The 26,519-nt window shown below is 65.4% G+C and carries 24 protein-coding genes, 1 tRNA gene and 1 riboswitch; of the genes, 3 read left to right on the top strand and 22 right to left on the bottom strand.

Annotated features, from left to right (window positions below):
* Nucleotides 1–2 precede the first annotated feature (2 nt).
* From ACSLUQ_RS09340 to ACSLUQ_RS09290, 11 genes are all read right to left on the bottom strand, one after another.
* Nucleotides 3–953 carry a methyltetrahydrofolate cobalamin methyltransferase gene (locus ACSLUQ_RS09340; RefSeq protein WP_417773871.1) on the bottom strand — a complete coding sequence of 317 codons (951 nt, stop codon included), beginning with the start codon at nt 951–953 and terminating at the stop codon, nt 3–5.
* Entirely contained in the window at nt 950–1,846 is an 897-nt protein-coding gene (locus ACSLUQ_RS09335) for a methylenetetrahydrofolate reductase (RefSeq protein ID WP_461808345.1), read from the bottom strand. Before ACSLUQ_RS09335 ends, ACSLUQ_RS09340 begins: the two co-directional genes overlap by 4 nt.
* Nucleotide 1,847: 1 nt before the next feature.
* On the bottom strand, nt 1,848–2,186 hold the full coding sequence (locus tag ACSLUQ_RS09330; protein ID WP_461808344.1) for a virulence factor: 339 nt from the start codon (nt 2,184–2,186) through the stop codon (nt 1,848–1,850).
* 266 nt (nt 2,187–2,452) lie between these two features.
* Nucleotides 2,453–3,082 carry a type B chloramphenicol O-acetyltransferase gene (gene catB, locus ACSLUQ_RS09325; RefSeq protein ID WP_417773868.1) on the bottom strand — a complete coding sequence of 210 codons (630 nt, stop codon included), beginning with the start codon at nt 3,080–3,082 and terminating at the stop codon, nt 2,453–2,455.
* 105 nt (nt 3,083–3,187) lie between these two features.
* Entirely contained in the window at nt 3,188–3,823 is a 636-nt protein-coding gene (locus ACSLUQ_RS09320) for a DUF1638 domain-containing protein (RefSeq protein ID WP_461808343.1), read from the bottom strand.
* 9 nt (nt 3,824–3,832) lie between these two features.
* Complete coding sequence (locus ACSLUQ_RS09315; RefSeq protein WP_417773866.1) at nt 3,833–4,540, bottom strand: corrinoid protein; 708 nt, start codon at nt 4,538–4,540, stop codon at nt 3,833–3,835.
* A gap of 155 nt (nt 4,541–4,695) precedes the next feature.
* On the bottom strand, nt 4,696–6,366 hold the full coding sequence (locus ACSLUQ_RS09310; RefSeq protein WP_461808342.1) for a formate--tetrahydrofolate ligase: 1,671 nt from the start codon (nt 6,364–6,366) through the stop codon (nt 4,696–4,698).
* On the bottom strand, nt 6,367–7,209 hold the full coding sequence (gene sseA / locus ACSLUQ_RS09305; protein ID WP_417773864.1) for a 3-mercaptopyruvate sulfurtransferase: 843 nt from the start codon (nt 7,207–7,209) through the stop codon (nt 6,367–6,369).
* Nucleotides 7,210–7,256: 47 nt separating this feature from the next.
* Nucleotides 7,257–7,970 (bottom strand): alanyl-tRNA editing protein, encoded by a 714-nt coding sequence (locus ACSLUQ_RS09300; protein WP_417773863.1) that lies wholly within the window; start codon nt 7,968–7,970, stop codon nt 7,257–7,259.
* Between the two features lie 100 nt (nt 7,971–8,070).
* A complete protein-coding gene (gene cls / locus ACSLUQ_RS09295) occupies nt 8,071–9,534 on the bottom strand; it encodes a cardiolipin synthase (RefSeq protein WP_461808341.1) in 1,464 nt (487 codons plus the stop codon).
* Between the two features lie 4 nt (nt 9,535–9,538).
* Nucleotides 9,539–10,576 (bottom strand): cysteine synthase A, encoded by a 1,038-nt coding sequence (locus ACSLUQ_RS09290; protein WP_417773861.1) that lies wholly within the window; start codon nt 10,574–10,576, stop codon nt 9,539–9,541.
* A gap of 412 nt (nt 10,577–10,988) precedes the next feature.
* On the opposite strand from ACSLUQ_RS09290, the gene ACSLUQ_RS09285 reads away from it, so the two are divergent.
* Together ACSLUQ_RS09285 and ACSLUQ_RS09280 are read left to right on the top strand one after the other, a co-directional pair.
* Nucleotides 10,989–11,639, top strand: coding sequence for a ChrR family anti-sigma-E factor (locus tag ACSLUQ_RS09285; RefSeq protein WP_461808340.1), 651 nt, complete (start codon nt 10,989–10,991; stop codon nt 11,637–11,639).
* 144 nt (nt 11,640–11,783) lie between these two features.
* Nucleotides 11,784–12,599, top strand: coding sequence for an SDR family NAD(P)-dependent oxidoreductase (locus ACSLUQ_RS09280; protein WP_461808339.1), 816 nt, complete (start codon nt 11,784–11,786; stop codon nt 12,597–12,599).
* A gap of 6 nt (nt 12,600–12,605) precedes the next feature.
* Here ACSLUQ_RS09280 and ACSLUQ_RS09275 read toward each other — a convergent pair whose 3' ends face one another.
* The 10 genes from ACSLUQ_RS09275 to ACSLUQ_RS09230 all read right to left on the bottom strand — a co-directional run bounded on the left by ACSLUQ_RS09275 (nt 12,606) and on the right by ACSLUQ_RS09230 (nt 24,530).
* Nucleotides 12,606–14,003 carry an MFS transporter gene (locus ACSLUQ_RS09275; protein WP_461808338.1) on the bottom strand — a complete coding sequence of 466 codons (1,398 nt, stop codon included), beginning with the start codon at nt 14,001–14,003 and terminating at the stop codon, nt 12,606–12,608.
* A 38-nt stretch (nt 14,004–14,041) separates the two neighbouring features.
* Entirely contained in the window at nt 14,042–15,271 is a 1,230-nt protein-coding gene (locus ACSLUQ_RS09270; protein ID WP_461808337.1) for a class I SAM-dependent methyltransferase, read from the bottom strand.
* Nucleotides 15,272–15,313: 42 nt separating this feature from the next.
* Nucleotides 15,314–16,114: a DUF1365 domain-containing protein gene (locus tag ACSLUQ_RS09265; protein WP_461808336.1), complete on the bottom strand. Its 801-nt coding sequence runs from the start codon at nt 16,112–16,114 to the stop codon at nt 15,314–15,316.
* 35 nt (nt 16,115–16,149) lie between these two features.
* Nucleotides 16,150–17,454: an NAD(P)/FAD-dependent oxidoreductase gene (locus tag ACSLUQ_RS09260; RefSeq protein ID WP_417773856.1), complete on the bottom strand. Its 1,305-nt coding sequence runs from the start codon at nt 17,452–17,454 to the stop codon at nt 16,150–16,152.
* Between the two features lie 29 nt (nt 17,455–17,483).
* On the bottom strand, nt 17,484–18,956 hold the full coding sequence (locus ACSLUQ_RS09255) for a cryptochrome/photolyase family protein (RefSeq protein WP_461808335.1): 1,473 nt from the start codon (nt 18,954–18,956) through the stop codon (nt 17,484–17,486).
* Nucleotides 18,957–19,167: 211 nt separating this feature from the next.
* A complete protein-coding gene (locus tag ACSLUQ_RS09250; RefSeq protein ID WP_461808334.1) occupies nt 19,168–19,857 on the bottom strand; it encodes a hypothetical protein in 690 nt (229 codons plus the stop codon).
* Between the two features lie 512 nt (nt 19,858–20,369).
* A complete protein-coding gene (locus tag ACSLUQ_RS09245; protein WP_417773853.1) occupies nt 20,370–21,203 on the bottom strand; it encodes an ABC transporter substrate-binding protein in 834 nt (277 codons plus the stop codon).
* A 5-nt stretch (nt 21,204–21,208) separates the two neighbouring features.
* Entirely contained in the window at nt 21,209–22,018 is an 810-nt protein-coding gene (locus tag ACSLUQ_RS09240; RefSeq protein ID WP_461808333.1) for an ABC transporter ATP-binding protein, read from the bottom strand.
* Nucleotides 22,011–22,718, bottom strand: a complete 708-nt coding sequence (locus tag ACSLUQ_RS09235; RefSeq protein WP_417773851.1) for an ABC transporter permease — start codon at nt 22,716–22,718, stop codon at nt 22,011–22,013. The genes ACSLUQ_RS09240 and ACSLUQ_RS09235 overlap by 8 nt, the downstream gene beginning before the upstream one ends.
* A gap of 225 nt (nt 22,719–22,943) precedes the next feature.
* Nucleotides 22,944–24,530, bottom strand: coding sequence for a putative bifunctional diguanylate cyclase/phosphodiesterase (locus ACSLUQ_RS09230; RefSeq protein WP_461808332.1), 1,587 nt, complete (start codon nt 24,528–24,530; stop codon nt 22,944–22,946).
* Nucleotides 24,531–24,893: 363 nt separating this feature from the next.
* Here ACSLUQ_RS09230 and ACSLUQ_RS09225 point away from each other — a divergent pair, with 363 nt between their 5' ends.
* A complete protein-coding gene (locus ACSLUQ_RS09225) occupies nt 24,894–25,772 on the top strand; it encodes a VOC family protein (protein WP_461808331.1) in 879 nt (292 codons plus the stop codon).
* A 149-nt stretch (nt 25,773–25,921) separates the two neighbouring features.
* Here the strand turns inward: ACSLUQ_RS09225 and ACSLUQ_RS09220 are convergent.
* Nucleotides 25,922–25,996 (bottom strand) — tRNA-Asn (locus tag ACSLUQ_RS09220).
* 165 nt (nt 25,997–26,161) lie between these two features.
* A riboswitch (cobalamin riboswitch) is annotated at nt 26,162–26,389 on the top strand.
* Nucleotides 26,390–26,519 lie beyond the last annotated feature (130 nt).

Raw genomic sequence — 26,519 nt, 5'->3', positions numbered from 1 at the left:
CGCTACAGCTGTGCGCGCCGGCGCCCTTCGCGCCCGCCCCGTCGACCGCCGGATGCGGCGCCGGTAGAGGCGGAGGCCGCGCCGTCGGCCCCCGGCTTGTGGTCGCGGTAGGTCATGATCCACTCGCCGCAATTCGGATCCGCACCGGTGAGCACATTGGCCCCGCGTACGGCTTCCATCTCTTGCGGCCGGCAGGGGTTCATGATGGCGCTGGTCATGCCGGCGGCGATCACCATCGGGATGAAGGCGGCGTTGATGCCGTGCCGATGCGGCAGGCCGAAGGAGATGTTGGACAGGCCGCAGGTGGTGTTGACCTTGAGTTCCTCGCGCAGGCGGCGCAGCAGGTGGAACACCTGCTGCCCGGCGGTTCCCATGGCCCCGATGGGCATCACCAGCGGGTCGACGACGATGTCATGGGCGGGGATGCCGTAGTCGGCGGCGTGTTGCACGATCCGGCGCGCCACCTCGAAGCGCACATCCGGGTCTTCCGAAATGCCGGTTTCGTCGTTGGAGATGGCAACCACCGGCACATTGTACTTCTTGATCAGCGGCAGGATCGCCTCGAGCTTTTCCAGTTCGCCCGTGACCGAATTCACGAGCGGCCGCCCCTTGGCGACCCTGAGACCGGCCTCGATCGCCGCCGTCACCGAACTGTCGATGGAAAGCGGCAGGTCGGTGAGGCCCTGAACGATCTCCAGTGTCTTGACCATCAGCGGCGGCTCGGTCTCGTTCGGATTGACCGCAGTGACGCCGGCATTCACGTCGAGCATGGTCGCTCCGGCGGCAACCTGGGCCAGCACGTCCTTCTCGACGGTGGAGAAGTCCCCGGCGATCATCTCGGCGGCCAGCTTCTTGCGTCCGGTGGGGTTGATGCGTTCGCCGATGACGCAGAAGGGCTGGTCGAAGCCGATGATGGCCTCGCGGGTGGCCGAGGCGACAAGGGTCCGGGTCATTGGGCGATCTCCGCGGAAAGGGACGTCGACGCACAGGGCTGAAATGGCCAGCTGCCGCGCGTGCGCAGCCATTCGGCCGTTTTTGTCAGGCCACCGAAGGGAAAGACGTGGATCTGGGCAAGACGGCAGTCGGGCCGGCTCCTGATGCGCGCCTCAAGCGGGCGAACCATCGTCTCGGGATCGTAGCCCGACAGCATCGACACGACCGCGCCGCCGCGCTTCTTCAGGAAGGAGAGCGAGTTCTCGACACCCGCAAAGGCCGCGTATTTGACCAGTGTCGTCATCTTCGCCGGGCCGGCGATGCCGATGTGGACCGGAAAGCGGTTGCCCCAGCCCGCGATCTCGTCGAGCCAGAGATTGACCCGCTGCGGATCGAAACCGAACTGGGTGACGATGCGGAATTCCGCGTCGGAACCGGCGGCGATCTCGTGCTTGCGCATGAGGAAGGCGCGGATCGTCTCGGGCGGAATGTCGGGGGCGCCTTCCGGATGGCCGGCGACGGCGATCCGGCGGATGCCGCAGCGATCAAAGAGCCCGGTTTCCAGCAGGGAGACGGAGGAGGCGAGCGGGCCGGGCGAGGGGGCCTCGCCGGCGATCGCCAGAACTTCGGTGACACCGGCCTCTTCGGTCAACCTGCGGATGCGCGTCTCGAAGGCGGCAAGGCTCGGGTAACGTCGCGCCGCCATATGCGGCACGGCGATGAGACGGCGGTCGCGAAGCAGCCGCGCCGCCCGCACGATGTCGTCCTCGCCGACGGAGCCGAGGTCGGTGAGATAGACCCGCGTGCCGACGGGCGCGAGGTCGAGAAGCTCCGGCTTGTCGACCACCTGGCGCGGCGACATTTCGGTCGAGGCGGCGAAGCGCCCCTGCATGGTCAGTCGGCTATCCGGCATGTCAGGCGTCCGCGCTGTCTTGGGTGGAAGGTGTGGCTCCGGTCGTCTCGCGGCCCTCGGCGGCGACAAGACCGGCGAGCCGGTCCCCGGGGTAGAGCGCAAGAATGTCCAGCAGAGCGGCATCTGCCTCGCTCTCGAGGTCGTCGCCGACCGTTACCGGATCGGCTCGCCGCCATTCGGCGAGATAGGCGTCGCTGTCTTTCGCCCCGACGCGCATGGCGCAGCGGTCAATGGCCTGGATGAAGCGTTCGGGGAGCTCGCGCCGGGCGGACTTCCGTCCCGCGCGCACGATCACCTGAGCTGGAATATCCCTCCAGAATACAAGGACTTTCTGCGCCATGAAGTCGCTCCGCGCCGCGCGTCTCCGCGTCCGTTTCTGCGATCATGATGCCTGTCGTCGGCCAAATCATCGGTGCACACACGACACTGGAAATCCTGAAAACGACAGGGTAGGGCGCGCGTTCTTCTTGGCGGTCAAGTATCGGGCGGGTGCGAGCTTGTATCCGGGCGCGCGGGGCTGAGAAAAACGCACCGTTTTGATGTGCGAACGCCCCGGAAACGGTGTTTCCGGGGCGTTGGTCGCCTGGTGACAGGGGGCGGGCAGTTTCAGCCGCCCGCCTTCCAGCGAGCATGGACGCCGGCGACGTCGCCGGAGCAGAGTGCGCGCATCTCGCTCCTGATGCGCTCCAGCGGCCAGTCCCACCATGCCATCTCCAGCAGCATGGCGATCTCTTCCTCGCCGAAGCGCTTGCGGACCTCGCGGGCCGGGTTGCCGGCCACGACGCTGTAGGGGGCGACGTCCCTGGTGACGAGCGCGCGCGCGCCGATCATCGCACCATCGCCGATCCGTATGCCGGGCATGATCATCGCTTCCGCACCGATCCACACGTCGTTGCCGACGACCGTGTCGCCTGCCGGCAGATAGCCACTCTCCGCCTCGGCAAAGGCTGGCTCCTCCGACATGAAGAAGAACGGAAAGGTCGAGATCCAGTCGTTGCGGTGGCCCTGGTTGCCGGCCATGACGAAGGCGGCGCCGGTGCCGATGGAGCAGAAGCTGCCAATGACGAGCCGGTCAACGTCGTCACGGTCCGGCATCAGGTAGCGGGCGCAGTCATCGAACGAATGGCCGTGGTAGTAGCCGGAATAGTAGCTGTAGCGCCCGACGGTGATGTTCGGGTTGGTGACCTGCTCGCTGAGCAGCTTGCCCTTGAAGGGCGTTTCGAAATGGTTGGTCATGCTGCTTGTCCCTGCAAAGTCGCGCATGCGTTCTAGCCAGGAACAAACGACCGGGGCAAGGGCGGGAGGGCAACACTGGCGGCGGTTCCGGCCGTCCGGCCCTGCTCAGGAGGCAAAGCGCGAGATCGTCGTCGCCAGCATTCCGTAGCCGGTGGGGCGGTGCGCGAAGGCGAGGCCGATACGCTCGGCTGCCCGGCGCGCCCGCTCCAGGAGTTCCGCGTCCGCCACCTGCTCGAGATAGAGCAGGCGGGTGTAGTTGCCGAAATAGGCGTCGCGCAGTTCAGGGTGCGTATCGAGGCCAAGCGGGCGGATGACCAGGCTCTCGAAATGGCGAGCGAGGAAGTCGGTGAGATAGAAGGTCCCCGGCTCCGCGTCGGCCTCCGTCGCGAAGACGTCGAGACCGGCGAAGAAGGCATAGCAATGGGCGCCCTCGATGCGTTCCACCGCCTCCTCGGCCAGCACCTTGTCGAGGAGGCCGCCGGTGCCGCAGTCGCCGTAGCCGACGAGGATGTAGCGATAGCTGTGGCGCGCGGTGTGGATGGCGCGGCGCACCGCCTCGGGGATCTTTTCCGGGCGGTTATGAAGCTGCGCCGGCAGGCATTGCAGGTCCACATGGGAGAGCCCGTCGGCGCGTGTGATGGCGAGGATCTCGTTGGCCAGCGCCCCGCAGGCGATAACGAGCACCCGCTCGCGCAGGAGCGCGGGCGGTGCAGCTCTGGAACTGTCCGCTCGCCTGCCCATGGCGGGGCCTCAGCCGGCGCGCGCCGCCAGTTGGTTGTGCCGGCGGGCGATCAGGTCCTTGGCCATCTCCACGGTCACCGCGGCATCACGGCCATAAGCATCGGCCCCGACCGCCTGGCCGAATTCCTCGTTGAGCGGCGCGCCGCCGACCATGACGATGTAGTCGTCGCGGATGCCCTTCTCGACCATCGCGTCGATGACCACCTTCATGTAGGGCATCGTGGTGGTCAGCAGGGCCGACATGCCGAGAATGTCCGGCTTGTGCTCCTCGAGCGCCGCCAGATAGGCCTCGACCGGATTGTTGATGCCGATGTCGATCACCTCGAAGCCGGCGCCCTCCATCATCATCGAGACGAGGTTCTTGCCGATGTCGTGGATGTCGCCCTTGACGGTGCCGATCACCATCTTGCCGACCTTGGGTGCGCCGGTCTCGGCCAGAAGCGGCCGCAGGATCGACATGCCGGCCTTCATCGCGTTGGCCGACATGAGCACTTCCGGAACGAAGAGAATGCCATCGCGGAAGTCGACGCCGACGATGCGCATGCCCTCGACGAGCGCCTTCGTCAGGATGTCGTAGGGCGTCCAGCTTCGTGCCAGCAGGATGTTGACCGCTTCCGCGATTTCGTCCTTGAGGCCATCGTAGAGATCATCGTGCATCTGTTCGACGAGTTCCTCGTCGGACAGCGCGCTGAGATCGAGTTCGTCTTCCCCGGACATCCGCTGCTCCACTTCATCGAAGGGTGGCCATCTGCTCCTTCAAGTACTGTGGGATGCGTTGCTCCGCGTCGATATCTCCAATGCGACATGCGCGGTCGCCTGTGCGACAGGGAGCGGGGCGGGATGCCGGGTGCGGGCCTCCCGTCCCGATTTTCCTAGAAAAGTCCCTCGATGTGTCCGGCCTCGTCAAGGCGGATGTGGTTGGCGGCGGGAACCCGGGGCAGGCCCGGCATGGTCATGATCTCTCCGCAGATCGCGACGATGAAACCGGCGCCGGCCGACAGCCGTACCTCGCGCACGGGCACGACGTGCCCCTCCGGCGCACCGCGAAGAGCGGGGTCGGTGGAGAAGGAATACTGGGTCTTGGCCATGCACACCGGCAGGTGGCCGAAACCGTCGGCCTCCCATTTCGCGAGCTGGTCGAGGACCGACTTGTCGGCGGCCACCTCGCCGGCGCGGTAGATGCGCCTGGCCACCGCCTCGATCTTCGCGAAGAGCGGCATGTCGTCGGGATAGAGCGGAGCGAAACGGGCTTCGCCCGCGTCGATGACCTCCACCACCTTGCGCGCCAGATCCTCCGTGCCGAGCGATCCCTGCGCCCAGTGCCGGCAGGTGATCGCCTCCACGCCCTGGGTCTGCGCGTAGGTCTTCACGGCGGCGACCTCGGCTTCCGTGTCGGTGACGAAGTGGTTGATCGCAACCACCACCGGCATGCCGAACAGGCGCAGGTTCTCGATGTGGCGTCCGAGGTTGACCGCGCCGCGCGTCAGCGCCTCGACGTCCTCCTTGGCCAGATCCTCGCGGGCGACGCCACCGTTCATCTTGAGCGCGCGGATGGTCGCGACGATGACGACCGCATCCGGCGACAAGCCGGCCTTGCGGCACTTGATGTCGAAGAACTTCTCCGCACCGAGATCCGCCCCGAACCCGGCCTCGGTGACCACGTAGTCGGAAAGTTTCAGAGCCGTCTTCGTGGCGATCACCGAATTGCAGCCATGGGCGATGTTGGCGAAAGGCCCGCCATGGACGAAGGCGGGATTGTTTTCCAGCGTCTGCACCAGGTTCGGCTGCATCGCCTCCTTGAGCAAAACGGTCATGGCGCCGTCGGCCTCGAGATCGCGCGCGGTCACCGCCGTGCGATCGCGGCGGTAGCCGATGACGATGTCGCCGAGGCGGCGCTGCAGGTCGGCGAGGTCGGAGGCAAGGCAGAGGATCGCCATGATCTCCGAGGCGACGGTGATGTCGAAGCCGGATTCGCGCGCGAAGCCGTTGGACACGCCGCCGAGCGAGGTGACGATCTGGCGCAGCGCCCGGTCGTTCATGTCCATCACCCGCCGCCAGGTAATCCGGCGGGTGTCGATCTCCAGCGCGTTGCCCCAGTAGATGTGATTGTCGATCAGCGCGGCGAGAAGGTTGTGCGCCGAGGTGATGGCGTGGAAGTCGCCGGTGAAGTGGAGGTTGATGTCCTCCATCGGAACCACCTGGGCACGGCCGCCGCCGGCAGCCCCGCCCTTCATGCCGAAGCAGGGGCCGAGCGAGGGTTCGCGCAGGCAGATCGCCGCCTTCTTGCCGATGCGATTGAGCCCGTCACCGAGGCCGACCGTCGTCGTGGTCTTGCCTTCTCCGGCCGGCGTCGGATTGATCGCCGTGACCAGGATGAGCTTGCCCTCGGGCCGTCCGGCGAGCCCGGCGATGAAATCGGCGCGCACCTTCGCCTTTGTCGCGCCATAGCTGTCGAGCGCGTCGGCGGGAATGTCGAGCCGGGCGCCGATCTCGGTGATCGGCTGCATCTTCGCGGCGCGGGCAATCTCGATGTCGCTGGCCATTCACGCGTCTCCCGTCACGACCTCGGTGTCGTCGCGCCCGCCCCATTCCGTCCAGGATCCGTCATAGACGGCCGACTGGGGCTGTCCGGTCACGGCCAGCGCCAGCGACAGGATGGCGGCGGTCACGCCGGATCCGCAGGTGGTCGTGATCGGCTTCGAGCGGTCGATGCCGGCCGCGGCGAAGGCGGCGGCGAGCTCTTCGGCGGGCTTGAGCCGTCCGTCGGCGATGACCTCGCTCGAGGGCAGGCTGCGGGCGCCCGGCATGTGCCCGCTGCGCAGGCCGGCACGCGGCTCCGGATCGGTGCCGATGAAGCGTCCGCGCGGGCGTGCGTCGAGAACCTGCTGCCCGGCGGCCAGCGCGCGGGCAACCTTGTCGGTGTCGGCCAGAAGCGAATTGTCGAGCCGCGCCGTGAAGTGCCGCTCGCCGCGCGGACCGGGGTGGCCCTCTTCGGTCTCGCGCCCTTCCGCCGTCCACTTCGGCAGGCCGCCGTCGAGCACGAAGACCTGCTCGACACCCATGGCGCGGAACATCCACCACACCCGCGCGGCCGAATAGAGCCCCATGCCGTCGTAAACGACGATGGTCTGCCCGTCGCCGATGCCAAGCCGCCGCATCATCGAGGAAAAGATATGCGCCGGCGGCAGCATGTGCGGCAGGTCGCTCTTCGGGTCGCTGATGGCGTTCACGTCGAAGAAGACGGCGCCGGGAATGTGCCCCGAGGCGTATTCCGGCTTTGCGTCCGGCTGGAGCAGGGGCGGCAGCCAGGCGTTGACCACGACGAGATCGGGCGAGGCGAGCTTCTCGGCAAGCCAGTCGGTGGAGACAAGCGGGGAAGTGGACATGAACGCTCCTGGTGCAAGGGGCAGAAAACGGCGGTCGGAAAGAGGCCTCAGTCGGCGAGCTGGATGCGCACGCGCCGGTTCTGGCGCCCCTTCTTCTCGACCTTGGTGACGACGATCGGGCCAATCTCGGAGGTGCGCGTCACATGGGTGCCGCCGCAGGGCTGGAGATCGACGTCGCCGATGCGCACGAGGCGCACCCGGCCCGATCCCATCGGCGGCTTGACGCTCATGGTCTTGACCATCTCGGGCTTGGCAAGAAGCTCCTCGTCGGTGATCCAGTCCGTGGTGACCGCGTGGTCGGCAGCGGAAATCTCGTTCACCCGCGCGGCGACCTCTTCCTTCTCCATCGGGAACTCCGGAAGATCGAAGTCGAGACGGCCGTCGCCTTCGCCGATCTGTCCGCCCGTCACCGGATAGGGCAGCACGACGGACAACAGATGCAGGGCGGTGTGCACCCGCATCAGCTTGTAGCGGCGCGCCCAGTCGAGATGCAGGACGATCTTGTCGCCAACGGCGGGAAGCGCCTGGCCTTCCGCCGGCACATGAACGATCTGCGTGCGGTCCTCGCCATAGACCGCCGTGGCGATGGTGATCCTGCTGCCATCGGCAAGCTCCATCTCGCCGCTGTCGCCCGGCTGACCGCCGCCCGTCGCGTAGAAGACCGTGCGGTCGAGCAGGATGGCACCGCGATCAGTGATCGCGGTGACTTCCGCCTCGCAGCTGCGCAGATAGGCGTCGTCGCGAAAGAGCAGGTCGGTCATGGAAGAAGGGATCCCTGAGTGATTCCGTGAAGGCGCCCAGCCTAGCCGATCGCTGCCGGCAATCAACCGGGGCAAGCGCCGTCGCGCGGCTCCCGCAACGTCACAGGATGGGGGAGAAGAGGCGCGCCGCCTGGGCGACGAAACGGAATGCGAGCGAGCGCCTGTCGAGGTCTTCCGGCGTGGTCTCGACCGCATTGGCGAAGTCGCGCTCGAGCATCTTCGCGATGTTCGAGATGGTGCGCTGATGGGTGAACCAGAGCGTGATCTCGAAGTTGATGCGGAAGGAGCGGGCATCGAAATTGACTGTGCCGACGCTCGCCAGCGTATCGTCGACCAGAACGACCTTCTGATGCAGGAAGCCGGCGCGGTAGCGATAGACCTTGATGCCGTGCTCGGTCATGTCGTCGGCATGGGCGTAGCTCGCCAGCCAGACAAGCCTGTGGTCGGCTTTCTCGGGAAGTAGGATGCGCACGTCGACGCCGCGCATCGCGGCAGCGAGCAGGGAGGTCTGCATCGCCTGTTCCGGCACGAAATAGGGGCTGACGATCCAGAGCCGCTCGCGGGCGCGGGCGATCACCTCGGAAAAGGCGACGGAACAGTCTTCCAGCGTATCGGCCGGACCTGTCGGCATGACCAGGACGGGCTCGTCGCCGTGCCGCTCGAGCTGTTTTGGAAAGTGGAGGTGGATCGGGCTTCCGGTGGCCCAGTGCCAATCCTCGCTGAACGACAGCGCACAGGCCACCGCCGACGGCCCCGACACGCGCACATGGGTGTCGCGCCAATGACCGAATGCCTTGTCGCGGCCGAGGTATTCGTCGCCGACATTGTGTCCGCCGACCCAGGCATCGATGCCGTCGACAACGACGATCTTGCGGTGGTTGCGGTAGTTGAGGCGCATCGGCCCGGTGACGCGCAACCACTTGTGTCGCTGATTGAAGCCGGCGACCTCGACCCCGGCCTCTTCCAGTCGGCGAATGTAGCGGTTGCTCAGGCTCTTGCTGCCGACATCGTCATAGAGCAGGTGAACCACGACGCCGGCCTGTGCGCGTTCGATCAAGGCATCGGCGAGCGCCGTGCCGATGCGGTCGTCGCGAACGATGAAGAACTGCACCAGCACCTGGTGTCTGGCGCGGGAGATGCCTTCGATAATGGAGGCGAACGTTGCCTCGCCGTCGATCAGCAGGTCGACCTTGTTGCCGCCGAGAAACGGGATCTGGGCGATATGGGTGAGCACCGGCCAGCTCGTGCTGGTGCTGGCATCGGAGACATGCAGCTCCTGAGCCCGGGCGGCGCGTGTCGCCCGGCCGGCGTATTCCCGTACCTCCGCATAGTCCTCGAACCGCTTCCAGCCGAAGACGAGATAGAGGAAAGCCGTCGGAAAGGGCAGGAACAGCAGCGACAGCAGCCAGGCAATGGAGCCTTGCGCTGTGCGCGAATACAGAACCTCCCGCACCGCGCAGACCGCGGCGAGCGCATAGAGCGCCAGGGTCAGCGCTGCTATGATTTCCAGATTGGCGACGATGGTCTCGAAGAGGCCAACGTCATGCACCACGGTCTGCTCCAAGGCGTCAGGCGTCCTCGTAAGGGGGCCGGATCTCGCTGCGCCGCTCGATCCAGGAAGGAACCGGAAGGCCCTTCTCGCGCAGGAACTCCGGGTTGAAAAGCTTCGACTGATATCGCGTACCGTAGTCGCAGAGAATTGTCACGATGGTATGGCCCGGTCCCATCTCGCGGGCCATGCGGATCGCTCCGGCGATGTTGATCCCGGACGAGCCGCCAAGGCACAGTCCCTCGTTCTCCAGCAGGTCGAAGACGATCGCGACGGCGTCCTCGTCCGGGATCTGGAACGGCATGTCGACGGGCGCGTCCACGAGGTTCGCTGTAATGCGTCCCTGGCCTATCCCTTCGGTGATCGAGGATCCTTCCGCCTTGAGTTCGCCGTGTGCGTAATAGTTGTAGAGTGCCGCGCCCATCGGATCGGCGAGGCCGATCTTGATGTTCTTGTTGCGCTCCTTCAGCGCCATGCCGACGCCGGCCAGCGTGCCGCCCGAGCCGACGGCGCAGATGAAGCCGTCGACCTTGCCGTCGGTCTGCTCGAAGATTTCCGGGCCCGTCGTCTCGATATGGGCCTGGCGGTTGGCGACATTGTCGAACTGGTTGGCCCAGATCGCGCCGTGCGGCTCGCTGCGGGCCAGCTCGGCGGCGAGGCGGCCGGAGAGCTTCACGTAGTTGTTGGGGTTCTTGTAGGGGGCGGCGGGAACCTCGACGAGCTCCGCGCCAGCGAGCCGGAGCATGTCCTTTTTCTCCTGGCTCTGCGTCTCGGGGATGACGATCACCGAGCGATAGCCGAGCGCATTGCCCACCAGGGCCAGGCCGATGCCGGTGTTGCCGGCGGTTCCCTCGACGATGACGCCGCCGGGCCTCAGTTCGCCCCGGGCAACCGCATCCTTGATGATGTAGAGCGCGGCGCGGTCCTTGACCGACTGGCCCGGGTTCATGAACTCGGCCTTGCCATAGATCTCGCAGCCGGTCATCTGCGAAGCGCGGTTCAGCCGGATGAGCGGCGTCGAGCCGATCGCTTCGATCACGGAGTTCCTGATATCCATGTGTCTTTTCGTTCCGGTTGTGGGGAATGGGAGCAGGCTAGACGCGGTCTCGAGAAGGGTAGGCGCGTGCCCGAAGGGCTTCAAGGCGCATGCCACCAAATCCGCCGTGGGTGTCGAAAATCATTCTCTTCGGTGGGCGCGGGGCGAAACGGATCTTGCGCGAAAGCCGCCGTACTCGTGCGAATTTTGATTGCGTCGGGCTGATCCAGATATGGCGAAGCCCCGTAACACAGGCTAAGAAAGCCTCAAATGCGCTTGGCGGGAGAGGCGGTCAGGACGCGGGACGACACGTCCCAAGCGTCGCCAGCGGCCCTGCCTGGCGCGGTCGCACGGGCTTCCGACGCCGGAAGGCCGAGGCGGCACGCCGGAACCGCCAGACTGGGAGCGCATGTCAGCGAAGGTGTCGATGGGAATGGACGAAAGACAGCAACTCTTCGATGCGCTGCTGGCGGCCTATGTCGCGGGAACGCTCGCTGAGCCCGCGCGCCTTCTTGTCCGCTCTCACCTTGACCTGTCTCCCGACAACCGCGGTTTCGTGCGCGACCTGGAGACGGCCGGTGGGCGGATGCTGGATGATATCGCGCCGATGGCTCTGTCGGATCGCGACGGCATGCTGGCCTCGATCCTCAGTCTCCCGCCTGCTCCCGCCGCTGCGCCGGGCGACCTGCTGATTGCGGAGCCGACCCGGCTTCCTGCTCCGCTCCACGATTTTATCGGCCGCGATGTCGAGGCCCTGCCCTGGAAAACCCGCCTGCCGGGATTTCGCGAGTATCGCGTCGCGGAGGAGGATGGCTGCGTCGCCAGCCTTTTGTGGATTCGCGCCGGCCAGGCGATGCCCACGCACACCCATCACGGCACCGAGCTGACGCTGGTGCTTGAGGGGGGCTTCAGCGATCTCGACGGTCATTTCGTACGCGGTGACGTCGCTTATGCTGACGACGACGTGGATCACCGACCGATTGCCGACGAGGGCGAGGATTGTCTCTGCTTCGCCGTCACAGAGGGTAGCCTGCGGCTGACAGGGCCGGTCGGGCGTTTCTTTGCTCCCTTCATTCGCGGCTGATCCCCGGAGCCTGCTTGCTTGCTCTGAAATCACGCCATGCGGGCAAACCTTTTGCGCGCGCTTGCGTATTGTCTGCAAGAGCCTTTGTCTGGCCACCGGATAGGATGCCGGGCCGGGGCGTCAACTCTTCGGAAGGAGACGACCATGATGACAGGCGCTGCTCGACGACGCGCAGCGACGCCGGCCGACGGTGTCGCCTGGATCACCGGAGCAAGTTCGGGCATTGGCGCGGCGCTCGCCAGGTTGCTGGCGGCGCAGGGGTGGAAGGTGGCGATCAGCGCGCGTTCTCACGACCGGTTGCTGGAGATCGAGCAGCAGGGGCAGGCGCACGTCGGCGTGATCCGGGCGTTTCCCTGCGATGTCACCGATGCCGCAGCGGTGGCGGCGACGGTCAGGGAGATTGAGACGGCATTCGGACCGATCGCGCTCGGTGTGCTCAATGCCGGCGTATATCTGCCCGTTGACGGCACGGATCCCGACCTCGACGCCTTCCACACGTCCTTTGCGGTCAACCTGGGCGGCACGGCCAATGCCCTTGTGCCGCTGATCGCGGCGATGAAGCCACGCGGCAAGGGGCAGATCGCCATCACCGCGTCCGTCGCCGGCTACCGGGGGCTTCCCACATCCGCAGCCTACGGCGCGACAAAGGCCGGGCTTATCAACCTTGCCGAGGCCATGCGGTTTGATCTCGACCGTCTGGGCATCACGCTTCAGGTGATCTCGCCCGGGTTTGTCGACACGCCGGCGACGAAGGGCAACCCCTTTCCGATGCCGGACCTCATGGATGTGGAGGACGCCGCGCAGGCCTATGCGAAGGGGTTGAACCAGCCGGAAAGGTTCGAGATCGCTTTCCCCGCAAGCTTCACGTGGAAGCTCAAGCTGATGCGCCTGCTGCCCGACTTCCTCTATTTCCCGCTTGTGGCCCGCACGACCGGCTGGTCGAAGCGCGGACGATCCTGAAACAGCTTACGACGCATCCCTTTGGCACTCCTGCTCCCGCAGCGCCGTTGACAGTGCAGCCTGTGCGGTCTCGTCGAGGGGGAAGCGCCACATGAGCGCGATCGCTGCGAGCTTCAGCAGCACCGGGACCACCGCGTAGAGCGCAACCAGAACACCAAGGCCTTCTGGCCCGGCGCCTCCGCTTTCGAAACCGGCGAGGTCGAGAAGGGGAAAGGCGACGCCGACCGCAAGGGCGAGCGACAGCTTGGTGGCAAGACCCCAGAGCGCGAAATAGAGCCCCGACCGGCGCGCTCCCGAGGAGAGCCGGTCGACATCGATGACATCCGCCTGGATCGAGGCCGGCAACGCCAGGTCGGCACCGAGCGCGATGCCGGTCAAGACGCATATCGCGGAAAAGGCGAGAAGGTCGCCGGGGCCGAGCATGGGCACCAGGATGAAGATCGCGCAGGCGCCGAGCATGGCGAGGGACCACGCCTTGTGCTTGCCGGTGCGCCGCGACACCGCCAGCCAGATTGGCACGCCCGCGATCCCGCACAGGAAATAGAGGAAGAGAAAGGCGCCCTGAAGGTCGGGCCGCTCGAGAACCCTCGCGACGAAGAAGAGAAAAAGCGTTGCTGGAAGGCCGTTTGCGAAGCCGTTGACGACAAAGGCTGCCAGCAGGCGCAGGAACGGCTTGTTCTCCCGGATGTGGCGCAGTCCCTCGCGGAAGCGGGGCGGCCGGCGCGTCGCCTCGGCCGGTTCGGGCAGGCGTGCCACGGCGACGAGCGACAGACCGGGTAGGCCGACGGCGACGAGCAGGCCGAGCGTGCCGAGCGCTTCGGGCGTGCCGCCAAGCCGCATCCCGTCGAACAGCGCCGGCAAGGACACTGCGACCAGCGTTCCGGCAAGTACCATCCCTTCCCGCGCGGCGGCGATGCGGCTGCGCTCGTGGTAGCTCTCGGCCAGTTCCGCGCCCCAGGCGGAATAGGGGATGACGGTGGCGGTGTAGCCAAGTGATAACGCCAGACCCCAGCCCGCCAGATAGAGCCCACCTGCTCCCGGCGGCGGCGTCAGGATCATCCACGCGGAAACGGCGGCTGGGACGGAGCCGAGGAGCAACCAGCCGCGCCGGCGTCCCAGCGGTGGAGAGAAACGGTCGCAAAGAAGCCCGACGATCGGGTCCGACAGGGCGTCGAACAGGCGCACGCCAAGCAGGATGACGCCGACGAGGCCGAGCGACAAGCCGACGGTGCCGGCGTAGAAGCTCGGCAGGATGACGTAGAGCGGAAGCGTGAGCGCTGCGAGCGGCAGCGCCGGCCCGGCGTAGGCGGCGAGGGCGCCGCGCGTGAGGCCGCCATTCGTTGAGCGGCTCATCGGCAGCGGCAAAGGCTGGATGCCGACGCCCTTGGCGTCGGCTGCTTGCAAGATACGGTCGTAGAGCGTGCTGTCATGACCTCCTTACGTCAGGAGGGCTTCACATAGATCATCTGCCGCACGTCGATGTTGCCGGACCGGAAGCCCGCCTCGCAGTAATGGAAGTAGAACTCCCAAAGCCGCTTGAAGCGATCGTCGAAGCCGAGCTGGCGGATGCGCGGCCAGGCGGACCAGAAGCGGTGCCGCCAGACCTCCAGGGTGCGCGCGTAGTCGACACCGAAGATCTTCTGGGCCGCGAGCGTCAGCCCCGTTCGCTCGCCGAGCTCGGTGAGCCGCCCCGGCGGTGGCAGCATGCCTCCGGGAAAGACGTGGCGCTGGATGAAGTCCGGCGTGCGGCGGTAATCCTCGAAATACTGGTCCTGGATGGTGATGATCTGCAGACCGGCGCGGCCGCCCGTCTTCAGGCATTCGGCCACCTTGCCGAAATAGGTTTGCCAGTATTTTTCGCCAACCGCCTCGAACATCTCGATGGAGGCGATCCGGTCGTACTGGCTTGTTTCATCGCGATAGTCCTGCAGCTTCACCGTCACTCTGTCGGCCAGGCCGCCCTCGTGGATGCGCTTGCAGGTGAAGTCGAACTGTTCGCGCGAGATGGTGAGCGCGGTGACATTGGCGCCGATCTCGCGGGCGGCGAACTCGGCGAACCCGCCCCAGCCGCAGCCGATTTCCAGAACGCTGTGCCCCGGGCGGATATCGGCCTCCTCGGCGAGGGAGGCATACTTGCGCCGCTGCGCCTGCTCCAGATCGTTGACCCCGCCGTCAAACAGTCCCGAGGAATAGGTCATCGAGGGGTCGAGCCATTCACGGTAGAAGGCGTTGCCAAGGTCGTAATGGGCGGAAATGTTGCGCCGGGATCCGGAGCGCGTGTTGCGGTTCAGCCAGTGACGCAGCCGCGTCACCATGCGGAATACCGGGCTGCCACGCAGCATGTCGATGGTTGCATCGCGGTTGTGGCAGAAGAGCTCCAGAAACGTGGTGACGTCGGTGCTTGTCCATTCCCCGGCCATATAGGCCTCGCCCACGCCGACGTCGGCGCCGCTTATCAGGCGTTTGATGAAGCTCCAGGAATGGATGGTCACATCCGCGTTCGGACCGGGTTCTGCTCCTGTGATGAGGAAGCGCCGGCCTTCCGGCGTCTCGATGGCAAGCGACCCGACGCGCAGCTGAAGCGCCACCCGAAGACCGAGGCGGGCAAGGCGTGGCAGTCCGGCGAGTGCCGTGCGGGCATTGTCCTGCGTAAGAGAGATTGCAGTCGACATGATCAGACCTCGTCAAGAAGGCACGTCTGGCGTGGGCAGCGGTCAGCTTCGCGAGGGGTGCGCGGGACCGCGATGACGCTTCGACGGTGAGTGGAACGGCGCTCCTTTCAACCAAAGCTTGAGGGCCTCCCAGTGGATGCCTCCTATTACTTTGAGTGTCATGAACGGAATTTTCAAGCAGAGCGCGCATAGGGCGGCGCTGGTCAGCGGGCGCCGGCGACCGGCGAAACTGGCTGCAAGGAGAGGGCCTTCGCCATCAATCTCCAGGATCCGGATACGGACCGCGTCGCCTGGGGGCAGGACGCGGAACCGGTAGGTCTGGGCCATGTCGACGAACGGCGAGACATAGAACAGCTTGGCACGAACCTGGCGGATCCCCTCGGGGCCTGCCTCGCCGGCGGCGACCGGGGCGACATAGGTGTGCAAGTCGCCGAAGGTGTTTCGCACCTCGTAGATCACGGCCATGGTTCGCCCGTCGCCGTCGAGGGCGAAGTAGACCGAGATCGGATTGAACACATAGCCAAATACGCGAGGATAGGTGAGCAGAAGCACCCTTGCCGCCCGCTCGCGCAGGCCCTGGGCGGCAAGGAGACCATCAACATGCGCGCGCAGCGGCGAGCCGTCGCGCGGGCCGTGGTCGCGCTGCCGGAACGAGACGAGATTTGCCCGGTCGACGGAGAAGAAGCGCGATTGCCGGCCCGCCTCGTCCAGCCGGTCGAGATCGACCAGCACCGAGAATACCCGGTAGGAGAAGCGGTGGCCGAAGGGCTTCATCCGCTGGTGCATGACGAGGCCCGGATACAGAGATGCTGCGGCGGCGGGTGGTGGGCCGTTCATCTCCATTGTCGTCGGGGGGCGTCCTGTGTTCACGGTCTGCCTTACTCGGCCGCCTCGGCCGGTTGTGCCCGGCCGTCGTGGTCGACGCGCCAGGGAATGTCACAGCCGATGGCGCGAGCCACGTCGAGACCTGCCCTCAGGCCATCCTCGTGAAAGCCGTAGCCGCACCATGCGCCACAGAACCATATATGGTTCTCTCCCTGGATCTGGTCGAGGGCGCGCTGGGCGGCCATGGCGTCACGGGTGAACTGGGGATGGTCGTACGTATAGGTGCCGAAGACGAGATCCGCGCGTGGGGCTTCCGGCGGATTGAGGCTGACGAAGAGGGGCTTGTCCGCGGGAAGGTTCTGAAGCCTGTTCATCCAGTAACTCACCGACACGTCGCGGCTGTCTGCTCCCGGGGCGCTGGAGGCAAGATAGTTCCAGGACGCCCAGACGCGCTTGCGCCTCGGCATCAGCGCCGGGTCGCGGTGCAGGTAGACGCGGTTGGAGCGATAGGGCACGGCCGAAAGGATGTTGCGCTCCTCCGGGGTTGCGTCGATCAGCATGGCGAGCGTCTGGTCCGTGTGGGAGGCCATCACGACCCGGTCGAACACGTCTTCGTTGCCCGAGGCGTCGACGACATGCACCTTGCCGGCGGCGCGCCACACCCGTTTCACTTCGGTGCCCAGGCGTAGCCGGTTGCCCAGCGGCTGGACAAGCCGCTCCACGTAGGAGCGAGATCCGCCGGAGACCGTGCGCCAGACGGGGCGGTCAGTATGGACCAGCCGGTGGTTCTCGAAGAAGGCGACGAGCGTTTCCGCCGGGAACGCGAGCATTTCCGCCGGCGGTGTCGACCAAATGGCGGCTCCCATCGGCAGAAGGTAGTTGCGGGCGAAACCCTGTGAGAAGCGGCGCCAGCCGAGATAGTCGGCCAGCGACAGGCCGGCGAGATGGCCGGCGGCGCGATCGGCAAGGCACTGCCGGTTGAAGCGCAGCACCTCGCGCAGCATCCAGTGAAAGCGCGGGGAGAAAATGTTGCGACGCTGGCCGAAGACGGTATTCAGGTTGCAGCCGGACCACTCGCAGGCCCCCCCGTCGAGCGACAGGGCGAAACTCATGTCGCTGGCCTCGCTCGCCACCCCCAGGTGCTCGAGAAGTGCGGTGAAGTTCGGATAGGTCAGCTCGTTGTAGACGATGAATCCGGTGTCGACGGAAAGGGGGGTGCCGTCATAGTCGATGTCGACGGTGGCGCTGTGCCCGCCCGGACGGTTGCGCCGTTCGTAGAGCGTCACGTCATAGCGCTCGGCGAGCGCCCAGGCGGCGCTGTTCCCGGCAATGCCCGATCCGATGACGGCAATGCGCATGCTGGCTTCCCTCCGGTTTTTTGTTTTCGCTATTCTGCGGTTTTCAGGGTTTCGAACGCATCAAGCGCGCGTTGCCGCGCCTTGCCGTGATCGACGATGGGTCGGGGGTAGGTCTCCCCCAGACGAACGCCCGCGCTTTCAAGCACCTCCGCGGGTGCCTCATGCGGGCGGAAAAGAAATTTGTTCGGCAGGGCTGCGAGCTCCGGCACCCATTTGCGGGTGTAGTGGCCCTCGGGGTCGAATTTCTCCCCCTGTCCGGTCGGGTTGAAGATGCGGAAGTAGGGAGCTGCATCGGCACCGGATCCGGCCACCCATTGCCAGCTCGCAGGATTGCTGGCGGGGTCGGCGTCGACCAGCGTGTCCCAGAACCAGGCCTCGCCCTCGCGCCAATCGAGCAGCAGGTGCTTGACCAGGAAGGAGGCGGCGACCATGCGCACGCGGTTGTGCATGTAGCCCGTGTGCCAGAGTTCGCGAAGGCCCGCGTCGACCAGCGGATAGCCGGTCCGCCCCCGCGTCCAGGCGGCGAATGCACCCGCATCCCGCTTCCACGGGAAGCCGTCGAAGCGGGGCTGGAAGTTCTGCCTGTCGAGTGTGGGGAAATGGAAGAGCAGATGATAGGAGAACTCGCGCCAGCCGAGTTCTGCCTGGAATTTCGCAAGCGCCGTCCTGGTGTTGGGCTCCCCGGCCGTTTCGGCATGAAAGGCGGCGGCGTGCCAGATCCGTCGCGGGGAAATTTCGCCGAAGCGCAGATGCGGCGAAAGACGCGACGTCGTTGCCTTGCCCGGCGCATCGCGATGCTCCGCGTAGCCGGAAAGCCGGATGTCGAGGAAATCGGAAAGCCGGGCCTTTGCGCCGTCCTCGCCCGGGGTCCATGTCTCGCGCAATCCACCGGCCCAGTCGGGGGCGCAAGGCAGGAGGTTCCAGGCGCCCAGCTCGTCGGAGTGCGGCACGGATACGGGCACGGAACTTCCCGAGCGCTCGTCGCATGCGCGCGGGCGCGCGGGCTCTCCTCGGGCAACAAGGGCCTTGAAGAACGGGGTGAACACCTTGTAGGGGGCTCCCGCCTTGGTTGCGACCTCCCAGGGCTCGACCAGGAGCGCGCCGTTGAAGCTCTCCGCGGACAGCCCGTCCGCGCGCAAGGTGCTCTTGAGCGCCGCGTCCAGGCGGATCGCTGCGGCCTCGTAGCGGCGGTTCCACACGATGCCGCTGGCCCCGGCCTCACGGGCAAGCCGGGGAACCTCGTCGAGCGCGCCGCCTTGCCGCAAAACCAGCGGAACATTTATCCGCGTCAGTCGCTCGGCAAGCGCTGAGAGGGAATGGTGTAGCCACCAGCGCGAGGCTCCGCCGAAGGGGCGCACGCCCTCGGACACCTCGTCGAGGAGATAGAATCCGATCACCGGCCGGCCATCCGAAAGGGCGGCGGCGAGAGCCGGATTGTCATCCGTCCGCAGGTCGTCGCGAAACCAGACAAGAAGCGGCGAGGAGGTATCGGGTGAAGGCATGCGTGACGGGATCCGGGTGCGATTGTTTCTACCCGGTGATACGGTCGTTTGCCTTTGATGGATTAGTGGTTTTTGCGTTCACGTGAATGTGAGAGCCAAGGTGTTCGGCAGCCAGGAGTGCCGACGCGGTGCGAAGCCGGAAAACGACGTGCCATGAAAAACGCCGCCGCCCCGGGGGCGGCGACGGATATCTGCGCACCAAACCGGTTCGTCAGGCGCGGAACGGCTCTGTGATCCAGTTCCAGGCGACGACGACACTATCCGCCGCGAAGTTCAGGCTGGCGACGATCCTCGACCAGACCGTGTGGCCGAAGGTTGCGATGCGCATCATCGTGGACTGCTCCTCGCGGGGCTTTTCCTCGATGAACTGGATCTCCGTCTGAAGCTCGGGATCGTTGACCACGCGGCGGGTCACGACGAGGCGTGCATCGGGCGCGACGCGGGACTGGTCTGCCTTGGCGACGGTCGTGGCGACCGAGTCGGGATCGGCCAGCGCCCGCACCACGACGGCGCGGCCGTCGGGGAGAAGATGCGTCTCGTTGTGGGCGACCTCGCTGTCGTAGATCACCTCGCCATAGTCGTCGATAAGCTCGACCCACACGGCCTTGCGTCCGTCGCGCTCGACCTCGCCGACCCAGATGGCATAGGAATTCTCGTCGTTGGCTGCGGCCCCGCCGGGCGTGCCAAGCGTCACGGCCAGCCGATCCTCGGGAATGAGGAAGGTCTCCCGGTCGCCCTTGGCGGAGGCGGCATCCGTTGAAAAATCGGCAACCTGCGCCGCAACACCCGCCGCGCGGGTTGATGTCTCGCTCGTTTGCGCGAGAGCGGGCAGTGCGGCGAGCCCGGACGCCAGGATCGCTGCTATGGCGATGCGCGACGTCGTCCTTGCGATGTCAAACATTCTCGCCTCCCAAGGCAGGGCGGTCCGGAGGTCTTTGCGTCCGTAATCGCCGGGAACTCATGTCGTTAAGATTTGGTTACTCCGTCGGAACATTCCAATCTCGACAGGGATGATGCTCCACGAAATCCTCTGACGGAACCGTAACGCGCATCACAAAACGGATGGTCTTTACGTAACGTTCCGTTAGGAAGTGCCGCGCTCAGGGTATTAACGCCATGAAAAGGCGAAAGTTCCACGGCAGGCGAAAATGTGTCGCAGGTGAGGCAAAAATGTGTTTGGAGGGCGATCACAAAGTCGTGAACCCGTCTATATCGAGTTGCCTGTTGCCCGTTTCACCCGCGTCTGGTGCCCGCAGCCGTCCGTGGAGGCGCTGGGCAAGGCCGATGCGGCTTGCGGAAATGGCCTGCGACGGACGCCCGTGCGGGCGAGGGTCTGGCGGGGGCATGTCGCGAGGCAGGGGAGATGCCGGCGCGGATCGCGCCGCGCCGGCTGTCATCGACAAGGCTTTGAGATCAGCTGCCGGCCTTGGCGTTCGGGAAGAAGAGCTGCTCGCCGTCGACCTTGTAGTCGGCGATGACCTTCTGGCCCGCGTCGGAGATCACCCAGTCGACGAAGGTCTGGCCGAGGTCGGCCTTCACGTTGGGGTGCTTTTCCTTGTTCACCAGAATGATGCCGTACTGGTTGAACATCTTGTCGTCGCCCTGGACGGCGATCTTGTAGTCGCCCTTGTTGCCGAAGGAGATCCAGGTGGCACGGTCGGTCATCACATAGGCGCCCATGCCGGTACCGGTGTTGAGCGTCGCTCCCATGCCGGAGCCGGTCTCGCGGTACCAGTCGCCAGAGGCCTTGGATACGTCGACATCGGCTGCCTTCCACAGACGCAGTTCCGCCTTGTGGGTGCCGCTGTCGTCGCCGCGCGAGGCGAACGGCGCCTTGCTCTCGGCAATCTTCTTGAGGGCGGCGGTCACGTCGCTGGAGCCGGCGACGCCGGCCGGGTCGGACGCCGGGCCGACGATGACGAAGTCGTTGTACATCACGTCAAAGCGCTTCACGCCGTCGCCGGCGGCGACGAATTTCTCCTCGGCCGGCTTGGCGTGGACGAACAGCACGTCACCGTCGCCATTGGCCGCGTTCTTGATCGCCTGGCCGGTGCCTACGGCGACGACGCGAACCTCGATGCCGGTCTTTTCCGTGAACTTCGGCAGCATGAAGTCGAACAGGCCGGAGTTCTGCGTCGAGGTGGTGGACTGCACGACGATGAACTTGTCCTCGGCCTGGGCCGGAGCGGCAAGGCTGGCGGCAACGATCGCGGTGGCGGCGAGTGCAAGGAAATGGCGTCTGAACATCTGGACTATCCTTCGTTTCGGGTTGCTTGGGCTGCAGGAGGATCGAGGACCAGTCGGCCTTCGAGCCAGGCGCGCGCAGCGGGGCTGCGCGGCGAAGTGAGCACGCGCTCGGCCGGGCCGGTCTCGACCAGCCGGCCGCCGTGCAGGAAGGCGACGTCGTCGCCCAGGCGCCGGGCCTGGCCGACGTCGTGGGTGATCATGGCGACGGTGACGCCGCGTGCGCGCGCGCCACGCACCAGGTCCTCGATGGCAAGCGTTGACGCCGGATCGAGGCTCGCCGTCGGCTCATCGAGAAGCAGGAGTTGAGGGTCGCAGGCGAGCGCGCGCACCACCGCCAGCCGCTGTTGCTCGCCTCCCGAGAGCACGCGGGCTGGCTGGCGCGCGAGCTCGGAGAGGTTGGCCTGCTCAAGCGCCTGGCGAATGCGCTCCGCCCGTTCCCGACCACGAATGCCGCGAACAGCGAGCGCAAAGGCAAGATTGGCCATGACCGAGCGGCGCAGCATGACCGGGCGCTGGAACACCATGGCCTGCGCGTCGCGGGCAGCGCGGTCGAGCGGTCGTCCGCGCCACGCGATCTCGCCGGAGGTCGGTGCGATCAGCCCGTGAACGAGACGCAGAAGCAGGCTTTTTCCCGCGCCATTGGCTCCCATGATCATGGTTGTGCGACCGGCGGCGATGCTCAGGTCGACGTTGTCGACGAGCGTTCGAGTGCCGGCGCGAAAGGCGAGGTCCCGGGTTTCCAGCAAAGCTGGGTCGGATGGCGTCGTTGTCTGGCCGTGTGCGCCGGGGATCCTGTGCAGGCTTGCCTCAGGCATAGGCGGACCTCGCGGCGGAGGCCTTTAGCGCCATCACCAGCGCGTTGACCGCGACGGCAATGGCAAGCAGCACTACGCCGAGCGCCAGCGCCAGCTCGAGATTGCCCTTCGAGGTTTCCAGCGCGATCGTGGTCGTCATGACGCGGGTGACATGGTTGATGTTGCCGCCGACGATGATCACGGCGCCGACCTCGGCGACGGCGCGCCCGAAACCGGCGAGCGCCACTGTGATCAGTGCATAGCGCGCGTCCCATAGAAGCGCCGTGACACGGCTCGCCGGGCCAACGCCGAGCGAGGCGAACTGTTCGGCGTACTCCCCGTAGAGATCTTCCACGACCTGCCGGGTCAGCGCGGCGACGATCGGCGTGACCAGGATCGTCTGGGCGATGACCATCGCTGTTGGCGTGTAGAGCAGACGGAGAAAGCCGAAGGGGCCAGCCGCCGACAGGCAGAGGTAGACAAGGAGGCCGACGACGACAGGCGGCAGGCCCATCAGGGAATTGAGCAGGACGGTGAGCGTTCCCCGGCCAGGAAAGCGAAAGGCACCGACGCAGGCCCCAAACGGCAGCCCGATCAGGCAGGAGATCGCGACAGCCGTGAGCGTCACGCGCAACGACAGCGCGATGATCTCAATGAGATCCGCGTCGCCGGCAAGGATCAGTCCGATGGCTTCTGCCAGCACGGACGCAAAGCTATCCATTTGTGCGTTTTCTCCCTCTATCGGGAAGAATTACACCATTTGGCAGGATTTTCCATAACGCTCGCGCGCCCGACACGCAGCTTCTGATCAATCTTGACGGAAAGTCGCGGAGTTAAGCGGGCTGAACCGGTCATGACCGGCAAGTCGTTGTTGGAGATCTTGTGAATGAATTGTACAAAATGACATAAAAAACATAAAAAAACATTCTTTGGACGGGCGGTAGGCTCAAACCTGCGGAAATGCCCGCAGAAGCTCGGGCGCGGCCAGGGCCGCGACTGGCGGGGAAAAGATATTGCCCTGAACGAGGGTGCAGCCGAGGGAGCGCAGGATCTCGCGCTGGCGTTCTGTCTCGACCCCTTCCGCGATCGCGCGCACGCCGAGACGATTGGCCAGGTCGAGGATTGTCCGTACGATCTCGCGACAGCGCGGGTCGTCGTCAAGCTGCTGGATCAGGCGCGGCGAGATCTTGAAACTGTCGAAGGACAGCGCGCTCAGGCGGCTGAAATTGGCGTATCCGGCACCGAAGTCGTCGATGACGATGGCGACTCCGGCGTCTCGCAGGGCGGTCAGTATCCGCACGGCGTCTTCGTTGGTTTCGAACACGCTGGTTTCCGTCAACTCGATCTCCAGGCGCGTTGGCGGAAATTCGGCCTGGCTCAGGGTGTTGAGGATGCGGCTGGCGCAATGCCGGTCCGCCAGTTCCGCTGGCGACAGATTGAAGGACAGGCGTGCCGCCGTCGGCCATGACAGCGCGTCGTGGCAGGCGCGGCGCAGCAGTCGGTCGGTCATGACGCGAATGCGCCCGAGACTCTCGGCGAGCTTGACGAAAATGTCCGGCCCGATGGGGCCGTGTTTCGGGCTGGTCCAGCGGGCCAGCGCCTCCAGCGAGACGACCCCGTTCCTCTGCGTGTCGAACACCGGCTGGTAATCGAGGTAGATCTCGTCAGCGTCGAGCGCGATGAGGAAGTGTTCCTCGATCTCCTTTTGCTCACGCATGCTTGCCTCGAGCTTCGCGTCGAACAACCGCACTGGCTGGTCCTGGCCATGCTTGGCGGCATACATCGCCATATCGGCCTTGCGGATGGTTTCGCGCAGCGTCTCGGCGTGGTCAGGATAGAGGCTGACGCCAATGCTCACGCCAAGGCCGATCTCGCTGCCGTCTTCCTGTAGCGTTATCGGCTCGGTGATGGCCGCATGAAGCGTTCCTGCGGTCGCGGCGGGGTCGTCGAAGTGGGCTCGGTCGGCGATGACCAGAAACTCGTCGCCGCCAAGTCGGACCACGGTCTCTTGCGGAAAGGCCGTGGTGAGACGCTGCGCCATGCCGATCAGCAGGTCGTCGCCGGCTGCGTGGCCAAGCAGGTCGTTGAGGCTCTTGAAGCCGTCGAGATCGATGCTGAAAACCGCAAGGCGCGGCTGGGCGTTCGCGCGCTGGCTGTCGATGTCGTGAATGAACTGGGCGAGTTGGCGGCGGTTCGCCAGCCCGGTGAGTACGTCATGCTCGGCAAGCCACGCGGCACGTTTTTCAGCTTCAACGCGTCGGTGCAGTTCGCCCTTGAGGCGGGCGTGATGCCTGATGCTGTAGAGGAACCCGAGGATGCCGATGATGGAAATTGCCAAGAAGGCTTCGTCGACTTCAAAGGTCTCATGAGCCTTGGCAAATGCGATAGCAGCCTCGAACGCGTCCAGGTAAACGAGGATGGACCAGATTCCGATGCCACTCGCAACGACAAGTACCGGTTCGGCAAACCGTTGCCAAAGTTGTGCTATCTGCGGTGGCATGTCGATTTCCCCAGTGGCCCCAAGAAATAACAATGTTCAATGCCAATAAATTATGATTGCCCATCGAATTTGCATAGGAAGGGAAAATACGAGCGTTTATGAGAAATCCCGCCGCTCAATGTTTCGCAGCAGCGGTGGGAGAATTTATTTGTCGAATAAAAACAAGCGTCAGGACAAATTCCAAAGGGGAAGGGGGCAAGCATGGCAGGCGGCGCCGATTGGCCCCGCTGAGGAGAGCCTTGATGTTTCTTACATTGTTTCTGTCAGATTAACAATATTGCCACGATTACGCCAATTGTACGAAGACCGTGCCTGTCCCAGGTTTTAGCGGCAAGGCCGGCAAGGAGGCCGGCGCTTGCGTGGCGAGCGGATGCCAGGCGCAATCGGGGACTTATGATGGAGCTTCACACAAAGACCGGAACCGGGCAGTTCGATATGATGGCCGCGCCGATGCGCGTCGGTCGCGTAGTTCTGGCCGTTCGCGATCTGGCGGCAATGACCGACTTTTACCGCAAGGTGCTCGGGCTTGCCGTTCTTGCGCGCGATGATGAAACCGTGCGGCTGGGAGTTGGCGATTCTGTGCTTCTGGAGCTGCGCGGCGATCCTTCTCTTGCCGCGTCGAGCCCGCGCGAGGCCGGTCTCTTTCATACCGCCTTCTTGCTGCCGACGCGCGCCGATCTCGGCTGCTGGCTGCGCTTCGCGCTGCAGACGGGCCTAAGGATCGACGGGGCGTCGGATCACATCGTCAGCGAAGCGCTCTACCTTGCCGATCCCGAGGGCAACGGCATCGAGATCTACACCGATCGCCCGGCCGAGGTCTGGTGGCGTGCGGATAGCACGGTGACCATGTCCACCGATCCGCTCGACGCGGAAGGCCTGATCGCTGCTGGAGCAGAGCGGACCTGGTCCGGCATGCCGCAAGGAAGCATCGTCGGTCATGTTCACCTGCGCGTCGGCGACACAGATCTGGCTGAGGGCTTCTATCGCGACGTGATCGGCTTTGACCTTTCGGCGCGCTATCCTGGCGGCAGCTTCTTCGGCTCCGGCGGTTATCATCACCAGCTTGCCGGCAATGTCTGGAACAGCCGGGGGGCGGGCACGCGCACGCCGGGGCGCACCGGTCTCGCGTCGTTGGAGCTCATCGTTCTTTCGAAGGAGGATCGCGACCGGATCTCCGCGACTGCACGCGCCGGGGGGATTTTCGTCGATGATTCGGGTGACGTGCTGACGCTTCGGGATCCCTGGGGAACGGAAATCGTTCTGCGCGGGGCTTGATGCACGGATCGGTAGACATCCGTCGGAGCCAGTTCCGGCGGATGCCATCTCCCCGATTGCATGCTTGCGACGGGCGAGAGGTCACACAACCGCATACGCTGCGAAGCGCCGCCTTGCGGAAAATCTCGATGTAAGGAAAAGAAGAAGAGTGGCTCCCCGGGCCGGATTCGAACCAGCGACCAAGCGGTTAACAGCCGCTTGCTCTACCACTGAGCTACCGGGGATCACTGAACCGCAGTGCGGTGCACCGCGTCGGTGAGGGGCATATAGCAAAGCCCATGCGCATTTGCCAAGTATTTTGTCATGATTTTTCCACAGGCACCAGTGCGGGGAGGGGATCTGGCGCCGAATGCCGGGCGGTCCGGCGAGCTTGTTGGCGGCCTCGCGCCGCGCTATGAAGGACGACCGGTCCTTATCCGACGGACAAAGTCCGAGGGAGAGGTGAAAGTCGGAATACGGTGGGGGACGACCCAAGTCGGGGTCCCGAATCCGTAGCTGCCCCCGCAACTGTGAGCGGCGAGCCATCCTGCGCGTACCACTGGGCGAACGGCCCGGGAAGGGCAGGGACATGGCCGCGACCCGCGAGCCAGGAGACGAGCCGGAGATCCCGGGAGCCCGCATCCGCCCTGTGGCGCGCGGCCCCGGCCCGAAACGTCACGGCCGTCGGGTGGACGGCAGGAGGCTGCAATGAAGAGATTCGATCCCGGCCGTCGTCTGCGCGGCCGTACACGCCTGTCACCGCATTGC

The organism is Stappia sp. ICDLI1TA098, from assembly GCF_054880955.1.
The sequence above is the reverse complement of the archived record's forward strand: the minus strand, read 5'-3'. Positions and strand labels throughout refer to the sequence as shown.